The organism is Paraburkholderia sp. (assembly GCF_035501035.1).
Taxonomy (GTDB): domain Bacteria; phylum Pseudomonadota; class Gammaproteobacteria; order Burkholderiales; family Burkholderiaceae; genus Paraburkholderia.
On sequence record NZ_DATJWR010000336.1, the window covers coordinates 1 to 16,297 of the forward strand.

At 66.5% G+C, this 16,297-nt stretch carries 12 protein-coding genes and 1 riboswitch; of the genes, 8 read left to right on the forward strand and 4 right to left on the reverse strand.

The features are described from left to right. Positions 1 to 123: 123 nt before the first annotated feature. Positions 124 to 1,014: a LysR family transcriptional regulator gene (locus tag VMJ11_RS24850; RefSeq protein ID WP_325622747.1), complete on the reverse strand. Its 891-nt coding sequence runs from the start codon at positions 1,012 to 1,014 to the stop codon at positions 124 to 126. A gap of 102 nt (positions 1,015 to 1,116) precedes the next feature. On the opposite strand from VMJ11_RS24850, the gene VMJ11_RS24855 reads away from it, so the two are divergent. Then, positions 1,117 to 1,542, forward strand: coding sequence for a VOC family protein (locus tag VMJ11_RS24855; RefSeq protein ID WP_325622749.1), 426 nt, complete (start codon positions 1,117 to 1,119; stop codon positions 1,540 to 1,542). Between the two features lie 47 nt (positions 1,543 to 1,589). Here the strand turns inward: VMJ11_RS24855 and VMJ11_RS24860 are convergent, their stop codons facing one another. The 3 genes from VMJ11_RS24860 to VMJ11_RS24870 form a co-directional block, all read right to left on the reverse strand. Continuing rightward, entirely contained in the window at positions 1,590 to 2,723 is a 1,134-nt protein-coding gene (locus VMJ11_RS24860) for a linear amide C-N hydrolase (RefSeq protein ID WP_325622751.1), read from the reverse strand. 233 nt (positions 2,724 to 2,956) lie between these two features. Further along, entirely contained in the window at positions 2,957 to 3,622 is a 666-nt protein-coding gene (locus tag VMJ11_RS24865; protein WP_325622753.1) for a DUF2278 family protein, read from the reverse strand. Positions 3,623 to 3,937: 315 nt separating this feature from the next. After that, positions 3,938 to 4,867, reverse strand: coding sequence for a LysR family transcriptional regulator (locus VMJ11_RS24870; RefSeq protein ID WP_325622755.1), 930 nt, complete (start codon positions 4,865 to 4,867; stop codon positions 3,938 to 3,940). A gap of 140 nt (positions 4,868 to 5,007) precedes the next feature. Between VMJ11_RS24870 and VMJ11_RS24875 the strand changes: the two genes are divergently transcribed. From VMJ11_RS24875 to atzF, 7 genes are all read left to right on the forward strand, one after another. Beyond that, complete coding sequence (locus VMJ11_RS24875; RefSeq protein ID WP_325622757.1) at positions 5,008 to 5,946, forward strand: hydroxymethylglutaryl-CoA lyase; 939 nt, start codon at positions 5,008 to 5,010, stop codon at positions 5,944 to 5,946. Positions 5,947 to 5,962: 16 nt separating this feature from the next. Continuing rightward, complete coding sequence (locus tag VMJ11_RS24880) at positions 5,963 to 7,114, forward strand: CaiB/BaiF CoA-transferase family protein (RefSeq protein ID WP_325622759.1); 1,152 nt, start codon at positions 5,963 to 5,965, stop codon at positions 7,112 to 7,114. Positions 7,115 to 7,261: 147 nt separating this feature from the next. After that, positions 7,262 to 8,701, forward strand: a complete 1,440-nt coding sequence (locus tag VMJ11_RS24885) for an MFS transporter (RefSeq protein WP_325622761.1) — start codon at positions 7,262 to 7,264, stop codon at positions 8,699 to 8,701. A gap of 443 nt (positions 8,702 to 9,144) precedes the next feature. Then, positions 9,145 to 9,291: riboswitch (guanidine-I (ykkC/yxkD leader) on the forward strand. A 56-nt stretch (positions 9,292 to 9,347) separates the two neighbouring features. Then, on the forward strand, positions 9,348 to 10,127 hold the full coding sequence (locus VMJ11_RS24890; RefSeq protein ID WP_325622763.1) for an urea amidolyase associated protein UAAP1: 780 nt from the start codon (positions 9,348 to 9,350) through the stop codon (positions 10,125 to 10,127). A 17-nt stretch (positions 10,128 to 10,144) separates the two neighbouring features. Next, positions 10,145 to 10,798, forward strand: a complete 654-nt coding sequence (locus VMJ11_RS24895) for an urea amidolyase associated protein UAAP2 (protein WP_325622765.1) — start codon at positions 10,145 to 10,147, stop codon at positions 10,796 to 10,798. Positions 10,799 to 10,800: 2 nt separating this feature from the next. Continuing rightward, positions 10,801 to 14,418, forward strand: a complete 3,618-nt coding sequence (locus VMJ11_RS24900) for a 5-oxoprolinase/urea amidolyase family protein (protein WP_325622781.1) — start codon at positions 10,801 to 10,803, stop codon at positions 14,416 to 14,418. Beyond that, positions 14,415 to 16,265 (forward strand): allophanate hydrolase, encoded by a 1,851-nt coding sequence (gene atzF / locus VMJ11_RS24905; RefSeq protein ID WP_325622767.1) that lies wholly within the window; start codon positions 14,415 to 14,417, stop codon positions 16,263 to 16,265. Before VMJ11_RS24900 ends, atzF begins: the two co-directional genes overlap by 4 nt. The last annotated feature ends 32 nt before the right edge of the window (positions 16,266 to 16,297 follow it).

Sequence of the window (16,297 nt, forward strand, 5' to 3'; positions counted from 1 at the left end):
GCATGAACGCGGGCGAGGCGATCGGGCAGCGGTTGCCAGAAAGCCTTGTTGCCCGAGGCGCCGGGCAGCATTTGCTCAGGATGGCTAATGTATTTTTCTCCGGCTCGCGAGCATGATACGTGCTCATCGATCGGCTGGGGCGAGCCTTTCGCGTGCAAGCGACTCGATCAACTGGATCAGCAGGCGCGCGGGTTCACTCAAGGTGCCCGGCGCGCGATGCACGAGGCCGATGTCGCGATGGAACGTGTGCTGCCCGAGATCGATCGCGCGCACCCGGGCGGGCCAGCGCCGCCACGCCGATGTTTGCGGCACCAGCGCGACGCCCACACCGTTCGCAACGAGCTCGACGATGGCCTCCAGTTCGTCGAGTTCGCTTACGTCCTGAACGCTGCAGTGCATCCTGCGCAGAAACCGGTCTACCTGGCGCCCGCCGAACGAAGCCCGGTCGTAGCGGATGAAGGGCTGACTCGCGAGCAGTTCGGCCCAGTCGTCTCCTTTCACCTTGCGCGGCACGATCAGGCGGAACGGCTCACGCGCGAGCGAGGTCCAGCGCAAATCACTTTGCAGTGCGAAGGGTGGCCGGATGATGGCGGCCATGTCGATTTCGCCCGCATCCACGAGATTGACGAGCTCCATCGAAAGCCCCGGGATCACGCGCGTGCGGTAGCCGGCGCAACGGCGATGGAATTCGGCCAGCGCTTCGGGCAACATCGAGCGCTGCACCGAGGCGATCGCGCCGAGCGTGACGCGCCCGGTCGCCGCCGGGCCGGCGCCGCTCGAACTGAGGTTTTCGTACAGCCGGATGACCTCGATCGCCTGAGCGAGGATCTGCTGACCCATTGCGTTCAGGCGCGCCGTGCGGCCCTCGCGATCGAACAGCGCGAAGCCGAGCTCCGCCTCGAGCCGCTGCATCTGTGCGCTCACGGCGGCCTGGGTCAGGCCGATTTTCTGCCCAGCCGCGGCGAACGTGCCTTCTCTCGCCACGGCGACGAGGGTTCTGAGCTCGCGTATCATTCATCAAAATAATTTGAGTATTGAAAAATTATATATTGATTTTATTTTTGATTGCGTCTCTCTACCATTGCACCATTGCCATCACCGAGACTGGAGCTACGCATGTCGCTTTCCCCTTTTCATCTTGCGATCCCCGTTTATGACCTGCCGGCCGCGCGCGACTTCTACGCCCGCGTGTTTGGTCTTTCGGAGGGGCGTTCGAGCGAGCAGTGGGTCGATTTCGACTTCTTCGGTCATCAGCTCGTGATTCACGAACATCCGAAAACCGCTTCGCAGGAACACGCCCACACGAACCCCGTGGACGGCCACGACGTGCCCGTGCCGCATTTCGGCGTCGTGCTGAGCTGGAGCGACTGGGAGGCGCTGGCAGAGCGCCTCAAATCATTTGGTGTGCGGTTCGTCATCGAACCGTACGTGCGCTTCAAGGGGCAGGTGGGCGAGCAGGCGACCATGTTTCTGCTCGACCCGTGCGGCAATGCACTCGAATTCAAGGCGTTCAAGGACATCGGCCAGCTCTTTGCAAAGTGAGTGCCAGGCGCGCTCACGTGCAGCAAGCATGAGCGTCTGCAACCGCCTCACGGCGGCGGCGCGGGCATGAACTTGAACGACGGCGTGGCCACGAAGTCGCCCGAGACTTCGCCCGAATAGACCTGGCCCGAATCGATGGTGAGCTTCATGACTGGCGCGCCGGGCTTGAGGTCGAGCTTGCGCAGCGAGATCCAGAAGGTGTCGGGGCGCGTGGCGGAATCGAAGTAGTAGACGAGGTTGGTCTGGTCCGCGACCGTGCGCCAGATCGTCGAGGAGAGATTCGGCATGTTGGGCGTCGTGATGCCGAGCGGCACGCTCACCGAGCGCATCAGGCTCATCACGCTCGCCACGGCCTGGTAGTCGGGGTTCTGCTGCGGCACGTCCGCCATATAGGCCGGATCGGCGCGCTTGGGGATGGCGTCGAGCAGGAACGAAGTGCGCACGAAGCGGTCAGCCGCGCGATTCGTGCCGGGCAGGAACGCGAGACCGCCCACGCCTTTCCAGTACGTGTTGAGCGCGAGCTGCTCGGGGTAGATCGGCGAGTTCGTCATCACCTTGTACGCCTTGTCGTGCATGATGACGAGCTTGCCGTCGATGTACTCGAGGATGGCCGAATCGCCTTGCGGGTCGGATATCGAGAGGTGAATCGAGATTGGCTTGCCGTCGGGCAGGGGCGGGGCGATGATCTGGAACGGATCGTTGCCAAGTGCTTTAACGGCCTCGGATACCGTGGCGAAGTTGTCGAGCACGTATTGCGCCCACAGGCTGATGGAGAGCGGTGAGCGGTCCGAGTTGGGCTTGCCGTAATCGGTTTCGGCGAGATAGAGCGCGTTGGCGACGAGGCCGCGTTCGTTCATGCCGTCCACGCTGCCGATGTCGTAGCCAGAGACCACTACGCTGCCGTATTTCGAACGCCAGTGCGGCGAGCGCGGCCCGGCGTTGCCGTTGCGCTCGATGGCGGCTGGAAAGACCCATAGATTCGAGCGCATGTCTTCGGACCAGTCCATCGAGCGCCCGGTGATGACGAGGCCGCTATCGCCCACGTAGAGCGCGCGCGTGCAGGCTTGCGCGGAGGTGAACGCGAGCGGAGCCGCCAGCAGCGCGAGTGAGACGGCGATCGCGCCGGCTCTCAGGCAGGCAAGCGGGCGAGGTATACGAGGCACGCGGGCCAGGCGGGGCATGATGGCGCTCCCGCTCCGGTTGCAGAACGCGCCGATCATGTCATAGATGTTGCTTCGGGCGGGACGAACGTGGCCGGGGCACGGACGCGGCGGCCGCCCACCGGCTACATCGCGCCTGGCGATCCGCGCACGGTGAGCCACAATGCGAAGATCGACTTCCGCTCCCGAGGGGGCTGCGATTTCCAGCGCACGTGCGGGCACATTGCGCGAACCGGAGTGCGTCCGCGCTGTATTCACGAAATCGGCTGCGAATCGGGCATGGGGTTGCCGAGGTCATCGGTTGGCAGATATTGCTGGTCGAACGCCGCCACATACAAGGCCCATTCCGGCTGGCCAAGGTTCACGAGCAATGCGCCGTCCTGCCAGATATCGTTGTGGTCGTTCGAGTCGTCACCTGCGCGGTGGATGAACTCGCCCGTCGATCCCTGGTTCATGTGGACGTCGTGCATGCCATTGCCTTCGCTGAAGAAACGGCCGAACACATACACGTCGAGCGATGACTGCTGCGCGCTCGACAGCAGACGCTGCAGCGTCGCGACGGGCTCGACTTGATCGGAGCCGTCCATCACGTCGCTGTTGCGCCACGCGCCGGTGTTGGCAAGGAAGTCGCTGCGCTGGAAGTCGATCGCGGGCAGCGCGTCCGTGCCCGTCAGGTTCGTCGACCCCGCAGGCTCGCCCGCGAGCGTGGCGAGCACGCTGTGGCTGAAGTCGAATACGAGCTTGTATTTGAGCAGGTCGTCGGCGTCGGTGGTGCCCACGTTCACGGCGATATCCCACTGCGCGCCGTTCACCTCGACGCCAAAGTGCAGATGATACTGAACTTCACGAGGCCGCCGCGTCGACTGCAACTGTGGTGCGGAAACGATCTTCGTCTTGACGAAGCCATAGGGAAGGGCCATCGCGCGCTCCTCGCAGTTCGGGTGGATTGCTGCATTGTGCCGCCCAAACGTGATTTCGCGCTGGCAGAACGCGCGCGCAATGCTGATACGCCCAGGCCTCGCGCCAGAAGCTGTCGGCGTGCTTTCACGGCGACGTCGGCAGCTTTCTCTACGGCACCTACCCGAGCGCCACCATGGCGATCTCCACCAGCAATTGCGGCGACGCCAACTGCGCCTGCACCGTCGCGACTCGCGCAGATGAAAGCGGCCGACCGCGAGCCTGCGCGCAAACGCGCGAAGAAGGCGGCTGCTTGAGGCGCGCCGCGTGTGGCCAGTTCAGGCTTTGCTTTTGGCGCCGCGCCGGTTGTGCGCGGCCCGCTCAACCAGATGCTCGACCATGCGCTGCGCCGCGGGCTGCAGCGCGTCGAACGCACGGAAGCAGACGATGAAACGCCGGCGCGCCCAGGCGTCGGTGAGGGGAATGGTGCGCACGTCCATGATGCGCCGGTACGTGTTGCCCACTTCCTGCGGCACGACGCTGATGCCGAGATTCGCGGCCACCACACGAAAAGCCGCGTCGAAGTTCGAGACCACCACGCGATACGCGACCGTGCGCCCACTGCGCGCGGCCGAGCGTTGCAGCAGCGTATGAACGGCCGTGGAGGGCGGCAGGCCCACGTGCTCGTAATCGAGCGTCTCTTCGAACGCGATCGTTCTGCGCTTCGCAAGCGCGTGTTCGGGATGCACGGCGAGCGCGAGCCGGTCCTCGCGCCAGGGGCGTGACTGCAGCCCCGCGAGCTCCACGTTGTCCCAGCACACGCCCAGCGACACCGCGCCGTCGCGCACGCGCTCGACGAGTTCACGCGAGGTGCGTTCGTCCACGTTCACGCGAATGTTCTGGTGCGCGGGCAGCCGCATGAACGAAGCGAGGTCATCGAGCAGCGCTTCGGCGATGGCGGAGGCCGAAGCGCACACGCTCACGCTGCCATGCAGGCCGCTGCCGACCGCCGCGACGTCGCTGGCGGCGCGCTCCAGCGTGAAGATCACGCTGCGCGCATGTTCGAGCAGCGCGAGGCCTGCCGCGGTGGGCTGCACGCCACGCCGTGAGCGCGTGAGCAGCGGCACGCCGAACTCGCCTTCGAGCTGGGCGATGCGCTTGCTGATGGCGGAGGGCTCGATATGCTCCTCGCGCGCGGCGCGGCCCATGTTGCCGTGCTCGCACACGCTCACCAGCAGACGCAGGGTCTTGAGGTCGATGTCGTGCACGGTGTGTCTCCTTTCTGCGTTTTTGATGCTTCCGCTGTGTTTCCAGATTGGAATCATGAAGCTTCCAAAATACCGCTTTATGTATTTCGCGGAATGTCTAAAGTTAGCACATCGCTGGAGACAAAAACGGAGACACCTTCATGCCCCCATTACCGCAGCGCGCCGTGATCCGCGAAGTCGGCCTGCGCGACGGCCTGCAGAGCATCCAGACCGTGTTGCCGAGCGCGCACAAGATCGAATGGATACGCGCCGCGCACGAGGCCGGCCAGCGCGAAATCGAAGTGGGTTCGTTCGTGCCTGCGCGCCTGCTGCCGCAACTCGCCGATACGGCGGAACTCGTCGCGTTTGCGAAGACGCTGCCGCACCTGTTCGTCTCGGTGCTCGTGCCGAACCTCAAGGGCGCCGAGCGCGCGCTGGAAGTGCAGGCGGACCTGATGCTCGTGCCGCTTTCGGCAAGCGAGGCGCATAGCCTTGCGAATCTGCGCAAGACACCCGACGAAGTCGTCGCCGAGGTCGCGCGTATGCGCGCCGTGCGCGACGCCAGCGGTGCAAAGACGTTGATCGAAGGCGGCATCGGCACGGCGTTCGGCTGCACGCTGCAAGGGCGCGTCGAGCCCGCGCAGGTGCTGCGCTGCATGCACGCGCTGCTCGACGCGGGCGCGGACCGCGTGAGCCTTGCCGATACGGTCGGCTACGCGAACCCCGCCGCCGTGCGCTCGCTCTTCGAGGCAGCGCGCAAGATCGCCGGCGAGCGGCTATGGTGCGCGCACTTTCACGACACACGCGGCCTTGCGCTCGCCAATGTCTACGCCGCGCTGGAGGCGGGCGTGACGCGTTTCGACGCCACCCTCGGCGGCATCGGCGGCTGCCCGCACGCACCGGGCGCGAGCGGTAACGCGTCGAGCGAAGACCTCGCGTTCATGCTCGCCGATATGGGCATCGACACCGGCATCGACATCGAACGCCTGCTCGCGCTGCGCGCGCGCGTGGCCCAATGGCTCGAGGGCGAAACGCTGCACGGTACGCTCTGGCGCGCTGGCCTGCCCAAGACGTTCGGCGCCGCCACCCATCACGTTTGATTAGTTTGAGGTCCTGATGAATACTGCCAACCGGCTGCCGCTCGAAGGCGTACGTGTCGTCGAATTCACGCACATGGTCATGGGCCCGACCTGCGGGATGATCCTCGCAGACCTCGGTGCCGAAGTCATCAAGGTCGAACCGCCAGGCGGCGACAAGACACGCAACCTGCCTGGGCTCGGCATCGGATTTTTCCGCTCGTTCAACCGCAACAAGAAGAGCGTGGTGCTCGACATCAACACCGAGGAGGGGCGCGCGGCAGCTGTCGAGCTGATCGGCCAGTGCGACGTGATGCTCGAAAATTTCCGGCCCGGCCTCATGGAAAAGCTCGGCCTCGATTACGCCACGCTCTCGCAGCGCTTTCCGCGCCTCGTCTATGTGTCGCACAAGGGCTTTCTGCCGGGCCCGTACGAAAAGCGCCTCGCGCTAGACGAAGTCGTGCAGATGATGGGCGGCCTCGCATACATGACAGGGCCCGCCGGGCGGCCGTTGCGCGCGGGCACGTCGGTCAACGACATCATGGGCGGCATGTTCGGGGCGATTGGCGTGCTGGCCGCGCTGCGCGAGCGCGATGCGACCGGCCGTGGCCAGGAGGTGCAGAGCGCGCTGTTCGAGAACTGCGTGTTCCTGAGCGCCCAGCACATGCAGCAGTACGCCATGACGCACGAAGCCCCGCCGCCAATGCCCTCGCGCGTTTCCGCGTGGAGCGTGTACGACGTGTTCACGCTCGCCGAGGGTGAGCAGCTATTCATCGGCGCGGTGAGCGACAAGCAGTTCGTGACGCTCTGCGACGTGATTGGCTGCCCGCAGCTTGCGAACGAGCCGCACTTCGCGAACAATGCGCTGCGCGTGGCGGCGCGGCCCGAGCTGCTTGCGCGCCTGGCTGAAGTGCTCGCCACGCACCAGGTGGCGGAGCTGATGCCGCGCCTCGAAGCGGCCGGTATTCCCTACGCGCCGATCGTGCGCCCCGATCAACTGTTCGACGACCCGCACCTGAAGGCGAGCGGCGGCCTGGCACCGATGCAGACCGACGACGGCGGCACGACCGAAGTCGTATTGCTGCCGCTGCTGATGGGCGGCCGCCGCCCTGGCGTGCGCCAGCCGCTTGCGCGCGTGGGCGAGCATACCGAGGAGGTGCTTGCCGGTCTGAAGGCGCTTCGAACGCCCTGAAATCCTGCCCGCGAGGCAAATGGAGCGCTTGAGGTTTCCACCGCAGGCGCTCCCAGATCGTGGCGCGCGCAACGAGTCGGGCGCCGCGAGGGGACAGCTCGCGTCCACAAGAAAGACGCCCAGCGAGGCGTCGCCACGGAGACAACCATGCAACGAACCCTGGGCGCCGACGACGCGCTCGACCCCGTCACGTCCCTACCCAGCGGCAATCTCGCGGCGGCGGCGCTGTCCGCTCGCCTCGACCGGCTGCCCGCCACGCGCCAGCTCTGGATGCTCGTCCTGCTGATTTCATTGGGCGGCTTCTTCGAAGTCTACGATCTGATCTTCACGGGCTACATCGCGCCGGGCATGGCGAAGAGCGGGATGCTGCAGACCACGACCTCGGCGTTCTTCGGCTTCAACGGCATAGGCGCGTTCGTGGCCGCGACCTTCGCGGGCCTCTTCGTCGGCACCTTCTGCCTGGGCTGGCTGCCCGACCGCTTCGGGCGGCGCAGCGTCTTCACGTTTTCGCTGCTCTGGTATTCGGTGGGCTCGGTGGCGATGGCGTTCCAGCACACCTCGCAGGGGCTGATCCTGTGGCGCTTCATCACGGGCATTGGCGTGGGCATCGAGATCGTCACGATCGACAGCTATGTCACGGAGATGGTCCCGCAGCAGATGCGCGGCCGCGCGATGGCGTTCAACCAGGCTGTCATGTTTTCGGCTGCGCCCATTTCGGCCTTGCTTTCGTGGTGGCTCGTGCCGCAGGCGCCGCTCGGCCTCGACGGCTGGCGCTGGGTCGTGCTCGCGGGCTCGCTCGGGGCCGCGCTCGTGTGGTTCGTGCGCCGCACGGTGCCGGAGAGCCCGCGCTGGCTCGTCTCGCATGGACACACGCAAGCCGCGGAGCGCGTGATCGCGCAGATGGAGCAGCGGGCCGTGCGCGAGAGCGGTATGGCGTTGTCCGAGCCTGCGCCCATGCCGGCGCTGCCCGCGCACCGGCGCGCCTCGCTCGCGGAGCTCTGGCGGCCGCCGTATCGCTCGCGCCTCATCATGCTGGTCGCGTTCAACCTGTGCCAGGCCGTGGGCTACTACGGCTTTGCGAACTGGGTGCCCACGCTCCTGATCGGGCAGGGCGTGACCGTCACGAAGAGCCTGCTCTATGCGTTCGTGATCGCCATTGCGCTGCCGTGCGGGCCGTTGCTCGCGATGCTCGTGGCCGATCGCATCGAGCGCAAGTGGCTGATCGTCGGCTCGGCCTTCGCCGTGATCGTGTTCGGTCTGCTGTTCGCGCAATCGCGCGGGCCGGTTGCGCTCATCGCGTTTGGCGTGCTGATCAGTCTCGCGGGGCAGACCATCTCCGTCTGCTACCACGCCTATCAGGCCGAGTTGTTTCCCACGGCCGTGCGTTGCAGCGCCAATGGCATCGTCTATTCCGCGAGCCGCGTGGGCGCGATGATGTCGGGCTTCATCATCGCTGCGTTGCTGCGCGAGTTCGGCGTGAGCGGCGTGTTCGCGGGCGTCACCGTTTGCATGCTCGCCGTGATGATCTCGATTGGCGCGTTCGGGCCGCGCACGAATGGCGTGCGGCTCGAAGCGCTGTCGGGGTAAGGGCGCCGCGCGCTTACTTGCGCCTCGTATTGGATGCCGCGCGCGAATCGAGTTCGATGAAGCGCGCGGCCAGCATGGCATAGAGAAACTGGCGCAGGCGGGCGGTGAAGTGCGAGGCGGTTGGCATGGCGAGTCTCGATGGGCGCATGAGCGAATGAATGTGCGGGCAGATGGAGCCGCATACGAACGCAATTCATATGCCATTGGCCATCCGCGCCTTGCAAGCGCTCAGCGCAGGGCTGCGATGCCCTGTCACGGTGCCTGATCCCGCAACCTGGTGCATGCGCTGCACTGCGATTGCGCGCGCGTGCTTCCTGAAAGCACGCAATACACACCGTCTGGGTCCGCCAGGGCGCATCACGGGCCGTTCGAGCCCGTTAGCAACGGCCCTGGCACAGAACTCGCTAATTAGCCTGGCGAGAGGTGCGAAGCAATTTGCATCATCTTAGGATCGCTAGGGTTCCGGTCGGCGCGGCATATGGTTTCATGCGGCGCGTTCGATGTCTGGTCCGAGAGCAATCCGGTCTCGTCTCCCACCTTGCCAGCAAGGCGGCGATGAGGCTCCACGGAGGGATAAAAGCCCGGGAGGTCGCGATGTCGTTCGGTCGCCCTCTCACGCCCCATCCCTTCGCAACCAGGAGCCTCCATGCCGTCCAGCTTCTCCTCTGCCAACGCGCAGCCTGACCTGCCGCGCGATTTGCCACCCGTGGACGTGCTCTGGGAAACCGTGATTCCCGCGGGCACGCACTGGTCCGGCATCCTGCGCCGCGGCCTTGCGCTGCGCGTGATCGACCTCGAAGGCGGCGCGAATCTCGCCGCCGTGTTTCACCGCCAGGAAGATCCGCTCGAACGCTACAACATGGCCGACACGCTCAAGGCGCAGCACACGGCCCATCTCACGCGCGGCCACGCGCTCTATACCGATATGGGCCGCGTGATCGCCTCGATCACGGCGGACACACTCGGCTGGCACGACCCGCTCGGCGGCGTGGGCGACGCGGCGCTGTTCGCGCGCAAGTACGGTGAGAAGCGCTACCAGGCGCATCGCAACGCAATGATCCGCAATGGCCGCGACAGCCTCGTGCTCGAACTAGCGAAATACGGCCTCGGCGCGCGCGATCTCGTGGCCAACGTCAACTTCTTCAGCAAGGTCGCCGTGGGCGGGGACGGCGCGCTCGAATTCGTGCCGCGCCACTCGCGCGCCGGCGCGGCGTTCGACCTGCGCTTCGAGATGAACACGCTGGCCGCGTTCTCCACGGCGCCGCATCCGCTCGACCCGCACGGCGAGTATGCGCCGAAGCCGGTGAAGCTCGTCGCCTGGCGCGCCTACTCGGCCGAGGGCCGTGCAAGCGCAGATGACCTGTGCCGCACCGCCTGCGCCGAGAACGAGCGCGGCTTCATCAACACCGACCGTCTGTTCGCCTGAGCGCCAAGGGAGCCGTCATGCCGATCATCGAAAGCGCGCTCGACGCGCGCGACGCCCATACCGATTTCACGCTGCCCGCGGGCGAACCCTGGCTGCACGACCTGAAGCGCGGCGAGACGCTGCGCATCGTCGATCTCGAAGGCAACCAGGCCGTGGATACGCTGTTCTACAGCAGCGCCGATCCCACCGAGCGCTACAGCGCGCAGGACACGATCCGCGCGCAACGCAACCTGTATCTGAGCGCAGGCAGCGTGCTGATGTCGAACCTCGGCGCGCCACTTCTCACCATCGTCGCCGATACGTGCGGCCGTCACGACACGCTCGGCGGCGCCTGTGCGGCCGAGAGCAACACCGTGCGCTACGCGCTGGAAAAGCGCCACATGCACAGCTGCCGCGACAGCTACCTCAACGCGCTCGCGCATTGCACCTGCGGCGTGGGCGCGTTGCTCGGCAAGCGCGACATCGTCAGCAATATCAACTTCTTCATGAACGTGCCGGTCACGCCGCTTGGCAAGCTCACGTTCGAAGACGGCATCTCCGCGCCCGGCAAATACGTGGAGATGCGCGCGGAGCAGGACGTGACGGTGCTGATCTCGAACTGCCCGCAACTGAATAACCCCTGCAACGGCTATAACCCGACGCCCGTGCGCTTGCTGGTGTGGGGGGCATGACGATGGCATTCGACAAGATCCTCATTGCCAACCGCGGCGAGATTGCGTGCCGCGTGATCCGCACGTTGAAGCGCCTTGGCATCGCATCGGTGGCCGTGTACTCGGAAGCGGATCGCCACGCAATGCACGTGACGCTCGCGGACGAAGCCGTCTGCATCGGGCCCGCTCCCGTTGCGCAAAGCTACCTGAACGCCGAGGCGATTCTCGCGGCCGCGCGCCGCACCGGTGCGCAGGCCGTGCATCCGGGCTATGGTTTTCTCTCGGAGAACGCCGCGTTCGCCAGTGCGTGCGAACGCTCGGGCATTGCCTTCATCGGCCCGCGCCCGGAGCAGATGACCGCCTTTGGACTCAAGCACACGGCGCGCGAAATCGCCCGCGCCAACGAGGTGGCGTTGCTGCCGGGCACCGGCCTGCTTGCTGGCGTGGCCGAAGCGCTGGAAGCGGCGGCTAAACTCGGCTACCCGGTGATGCTCAAGAGCACGGCGGGCGGAGGCGGTATCGGCATGTCGCTGTGCCGTGACGCTGCGCAACTCGAAGCCGCGTTCGCCTCGGTCGCGCGCCTCGGCGAGACGAACTTCGCAAACGCGGGTGTGTACCTGGAAAAGTTCGTCGAGCATGCACGCCATATCGAAGTGCAGGTGTTCGGCGACGGCGCAGGCCATGTGATCTCGCTTGGCGAGCGCGACTGCTCGGTGCAGCGGCGCAACCAGAAGGTGATCGAAGAGACGCCCGCGCCGGGCCTGACCGATGAGGAACGCCGCGCGCTGCATGCGACCGCCGTGCGCCTTGCGAAAGCGGTGGACTATGCGAGCGCGGGCACCGTGGAGTTCGTGTTCGACACGCAAACGCGCGCGTTCTACTTCCTGGAGGTCAACACGCGGCTGCAGGTGGAGCATGGCGTGACGGAGGAGGTGTACGGCGTCGATCTCGTCGAATGGATGATCCGCCAGGCCGAAGGCACGCTCGCGCCGCTCGATACGCTCTCGCGCGTGGATACCCTCGCGCCGGGCGCGGCGAGCATACAGGTACGCGTCTACGCCGAAGATCCGAACCGCCAGTTCCAGCCGAGTTCGGGCTTGCTCACGCACGTCGGGTTTCCCGCCGATGCGCGCGTGGACACGTGGATCGACGCGGGCACCGAAGTCAGCGCGTTCTACGATCCGTTGCTCGCGAAAATCATCGCCACGGGCGCCACGCGCGAGGCCGCGCTCGCGAAGCTCGGCAGCGCACTCGCGCGCACCCAGCTCTATGGCATCGAGACGAATCTCGACTATCTGCGTGCGATCGTTGGATGCGCAACGTTCGTGGCCGGCGAGCAGACCACCGGTTTCCTTGGTCGCTTCCTGTTCGCGCCGCATACGATCGACGTGCTCGACGGCGGCGTGCAGACGACCGTCCAGCAGACGCCGGGCCGCCTTGGTTACTGGGACGTGGGCGTGCCGCCTTCCGGCCCGATGGACGACCGCTCGTTCAAACTCGCCAACGAACTGCTCGACAATGCGCCTGACGCGGCCGGCCTCGAATTCACGATGGTTGGCGCGACGTTGCGCTTCAACACGGAGACGCTTTTCGTGCTGGGCGGCGCGCCGCTTGCCGCGACACTCGACGGCGAGCCCGTGCCGTACTGGCAGGTGGTGCGCGCTGGCGCGGGCGCGGTGCTCAAGCTGGGTGGCGTGACGGGCGCGGGCGTGCGCGCGTGCCTTGCGGTGAAGGGCGGGCTGCAGGTGCCCGACTACCTCGGCAGCAAGGCGACGTTCACGCTCGGGCAGTTCGGCGGCCACGCGGGTCGCGCGCTGCGCAAGGGCGACGTGCTGCATCTCGCGCCCGGCGCGGGCAAAGGCGAAGCGGGCGCACGGCTTGCGCAGGAGCGCTTGCCGGCGCTCACGCACGAATGGGAACTTGCGGTGCTGGATGGCCCGCACGGCGCGCCTGACTTCCTCACGCGCGAAGACATTGCGATGCTTTATGAGGCGCGCTGGACCGTGCACTACAACTCGAGCCGCACGGGGGTGCGCCTGATCGGCCCGAAGCCGCAGTGGGCGCGCGCGGACGGCGGCGAGGCGGGCCTGCATCCGTCGAATATCCACGACAACGCCTATGCGATCGGCGCGGTGGACTTCACCGGCGACATGCCCGTGATTCTCGGCCCGGACGGCCCGAGTCTCGGCGGCTTCGTGTGCCCGGTCACGGTGGTCGGCGACGAGTTGTGGAAGCTTGGGCAGTTGCGCCCCGGCGATACGGTGCGCTTCGTGCCCGCTACGCGTGCGGCTTCGAGCGAGGCCACGCATGAATGCGTGCTGTACCGCGACGATTCTTCCGGCGAAGGCGTGGGCGTGGTGTACCGCCGCTCGGGCGACCGCAACCTGCTGATCGAGTACGGGCCGTCCGTGCTCGACCTGAAGCTGCGCTTTCGCGTGCATGCGCTCATGAACTGGCTCGATGAGCACCGACTGCCGGGCATCGTCGATCTCACGCCGGGCATCCGCTCGCTGCAGGTGCATTTCGATCCCGCGCGGCTCACGCTCGACCGTCTGATCGACCATCTTAAGGATGCCGAATCAGCGCTACCCGCCGTCGATGCGATGCGCGTGCCCAACCGCATCGTGCATCTGCCGCTCTCGTGGGACGACCCGTCCACGCGCGTCGCCATCGAGCGCTACATGCAGTCGGTGCGCCCGGACGCGCCGTGGTGCCCGAGCAATATCGAGTTCATCCGCCGCATCAACGGGCTCGCGAGCATCGACGACGTGAAACGCATCGTGTTCGACGCGCGCTACCTCGTGCTCGGCCTCGGCGACGTCTACCTGGGCGCGCCGGTCGCGACGCCTGTCGATCCGCGCCATCGGCTCGTCACGACCAAGTACAACCCGGCGCGCACGTGGACGCCTGAGAATGCCGTGGGCATTGGCGGCGCGTATCTGTGCGTGTACGGCATGGAAGGCCCCGGCGGATATCAGTTCGTGGGACGCACCGTGCAGATGTGGAACCGCTATCGCACGACGGCCGAATTCGCGCCGGGCAAGCCGTGGCTGCTGCGCTTCTTCGACGAGATCCGCTTCTATGAGGTGAGCGAGGCCGAACTCGCGGAGTGGCGCAGCGAATTCCTCGCGGGGCGGCGCAGCCTGCGGATCGAGGAGTCGGTGTTCGACCTTGGCGAATACGAGCGCTTCCTGCGCGACGAGGCAGCCTCGATCGCGGCGTTCAAGACCACGCAGCAGGCCTCGTTCGAAGCCGAGCGCGAACGCTGGCGCGCGGCGGGTCAGGCGGAATACGTTGCGGAGGGTGCGGCTGATGACGCGGCGAGCGCCGCGCGTGCGGCGCAAGCGTTGCCAGAAGACTGCCGCGCAATCGGCGCCGATGTCTCGGGCAGCGTGTGGAAGCTGCTCGTGTCCGAAGGCGATCGTGTCGAGGAAGGGCAGGACGTGGCGATTCTCGAATCGATGAAGATGGAAGTGACCGTGAACGCAAGCGCAAGCGGCGTGATCGAAACGCTCGATTGCGCGGCGGGAGACGCCGTGGTGGCGGGCCAGCGTTTAATGGTGATCCGTGTGGCGTCCGAAGCATCGGTCGACGCCGCGCAAGCAGCAGCCGTGAGCGGCGAGGAGGCCGCATGCCAATGAACAAGCACAACGACGACCTGCCGATGACGATCGAGGCGCTGCGCGCGCGCTATCTGGAAGGCAGTCTCACACCGGCGCAGCTCGTCGAGCGCATTGCCGCGCGCACGGCTGGCGAGGACCCGCATCGCGTATGGATACGCGCGCTCACACGCGACGAGATGATGCGTTACGCGAATGCGCTCGCAAGCCAGGATCCGTCCGCGCTGCCGCTCTACGGCGTGCCGTTCGCCATCAAGGACAACATCGATCTGGCGGGCGTGCCGACCACGGCGGCTTGCCCCGCTTACGCCTACACGCCGGAGCGCAGTGCGCCCGTGGTCGAGCGGCTGATCGCGGCGGGGGCGATTCCCGTCGGCAAGACCAATCTCGACCAGTTCGCCACGGGGCTATCGGGTCAGCGTTCGCCGCACGGCGCGTGCCGCAACGCGCTCGACCCGGCGTACGCCTCGGGCGGTTCGAGTTCGGGGTCGGCGGTGGCCGTCGCGCTCGGGCTTGCGGCGTTCTCGCTCGGCACCGATACGGCGGGCTCGGGCCGCGTGCCCGCTGCGTTTCATGGGCTCGTGGGCCTCAAGCCGACCAAGGGCGTGCTGAGCACGCTGGGCGTCGTGCCCGCCTGCCGCTCGCTCGATTGCGTCTCGATCTTTGCGCATTGCGCCAATGACGCCCAGCGCGTGTTCGAGTGCGCGCGCGGTGTGACGGAGGACGACCCTTACGCGCGCGCCTGGCAGCCTGCGGGACGTGCTCGCGCTTCGCTCGCGGGCGTGCGCTTCGGCGTACCGCGCGCGGCACAACTGAACTTCTATGGCAATAGTTCGTATGCCGAAGCGTTCGATGCGGCGCTCGCGAAGCTGCGTGCGGCCGGTGCCGAACTCGTCGAGATCGATTTCGAGCCGTTCCTCGCCACGGCGCGGCTGCTCTACGAAGGCCCATTCGTGGCCGAGCGTCTTGCTGCGATCCGTCCGTTCTTCGAGGCGCAGCCCGAGGCGCTGCATCCGGTCACGCGCGAGATCGTGGGCGGCGCGACGCGCTGGAGTGCGGCCGACGCCTTCGCAGCGCTCGACCGCCTTGCCGCGCTGCGCATGGTGAGCGAGCGCGCATGGCGGCACATCGATGCGCTCGTCACGCCCACTTCGCCGACCACGGCCACCGTGGACGAACTCGAAGCGGACCCCATCGGCGTGAATGCGCGCTTTGGTTACTACACGAACTTCGTGAACCTGCTCGACCTCAGTGCACTTGCTGTGCCAGCGGGTGAATGCGCAACGGGCCCGCACGCGGGCAAGCCGTTCGGCATCACGTTCGTTGCGCGCGCACACGACGACGCGTTTCTGCTCGATCTGGCCCGCGCGTGGACCGGCGAGGGCAAGTTCGAGGCGGTGCGGCCTGCGCACGAAGGAGCCGCGCCCACGGTGCGGGTTGCCGTGGTGGGCGCGCACCTGAGCGGCGAGCCGCTCAACGCGCAGCTGACCGAGCGTGGCGCGCGCCTCGTCGAAACCACGACCACTGCGAATGTCTATCGCCTTTACGCACTCCCGCAAGCGGTGCCGCAAGCGCCCGCGAAGCCCGGCCTCGGGCGCGTGAACGAAGGTGGCGCGGCAATCGAAGTCGAAGTCTGGGAGATGCCAACTGTAGCGTTCGGTTCGTTCGTCGCGGGCATTCCCGCGCCGCTCGGCATCGGCACGATAGCACTCGCCAACGGCGAGACGGCGCTCGGCTTCCTTTGCGAGAGCGCCGCGCTCGCTGGCGCACCCGACATCAGCGCTCACGGCGGCTGGCGCGCATATCGCGCTGCGCAGACCCAATCTCAGGCCCAGGCGCAGACACAAGCCGAGAGCGCCGAAGCATGAAATCTCAAGCCATTACGTCAAGAAACCCGTTG

Excerpts from the sequence above, each read along its gene's own strand:
- VMJ11_RS24895 (WP_325622765.1), top strand. The coding sequence starts at position 10,145 with ATGCCGATCATCGAAAGCGCGCTCGACGCGCGCGACGCCCATACCGAT.
- VMJ11_RS24885 (WP_325622761.1), top strand. The coding sequence starts at position 7,262 with ATGCAACGAACCCTGGGCGCCGACGACGCGCTCGACCCCGTCACGTCC.
- atzF (WP_325622767.1), top strand. The coding sequence starts at position 14,415 with ATGAACAAGCACAACGACGACCTGCCGATGACGATCGAGGCGCTGCGC.
- VMJ11_RS24850 (WP_325622747.1), bottom strand. The coding sequence starts at position 1,014 with ATGATACGCGAGCTCAGAACCCTCGTCGCCGTGGCGAGAGAAGGCACG.
- VMJ11_RS24855 (WP_325622749.1), top strand. The coding sequence starts at position 1,117 with ATGTCGCTTTCCCCTTTTCATCTTGCGATCCCCGTTTATGACCTGCCG.
- VMJ11_RS24875 (WP_325622757.1), top strand. The coding sequence starts at position 5,008 with ATGCCCCCATTACCGCAGCGCGCCGTGATCCGCGAAGTCGGCCTGCGC.
- VMJ11_RS24860 (WP_325622751.1), bottom strand. The coding sequence starts at position 2,723 with ATGCCCCGCCTGGCCCGCGTGCCTCGTATACCTCGCCCGCTTGCCTGC.
- VMJ11_RS24900 (WP_325622781.1), top strand. The coding sequence starts at position 10,801 with ATGGCATTCGACAAGATCCTCATTGCCAACCGCGGCGAGATTGCGTGC.
- VMJ11_RS24880 (WP_325622759.1), top strand. The coding sequence starts at position 5,963 with ATGAATACTGCCAACCGGCTGCCGCTCGAAGGCGTACGTGTCGTCGAA.
- VMJ11_RS24865 (WP_325622753.1), bottom strand. The coding sequence starts at position 3,622 with ATGGCCCTTCCCTATGGCTTCGTCAAGACGAAGATCGTTTCCGCACCA.
- VMJ11_RS24890 (WP_325622763.1), top strand. The coding sequence starts at position 9,348 with ATGCCGTCCAGCTTCTCCTCTGCCAACGCGCAGCCTGACCTGCCGCGC.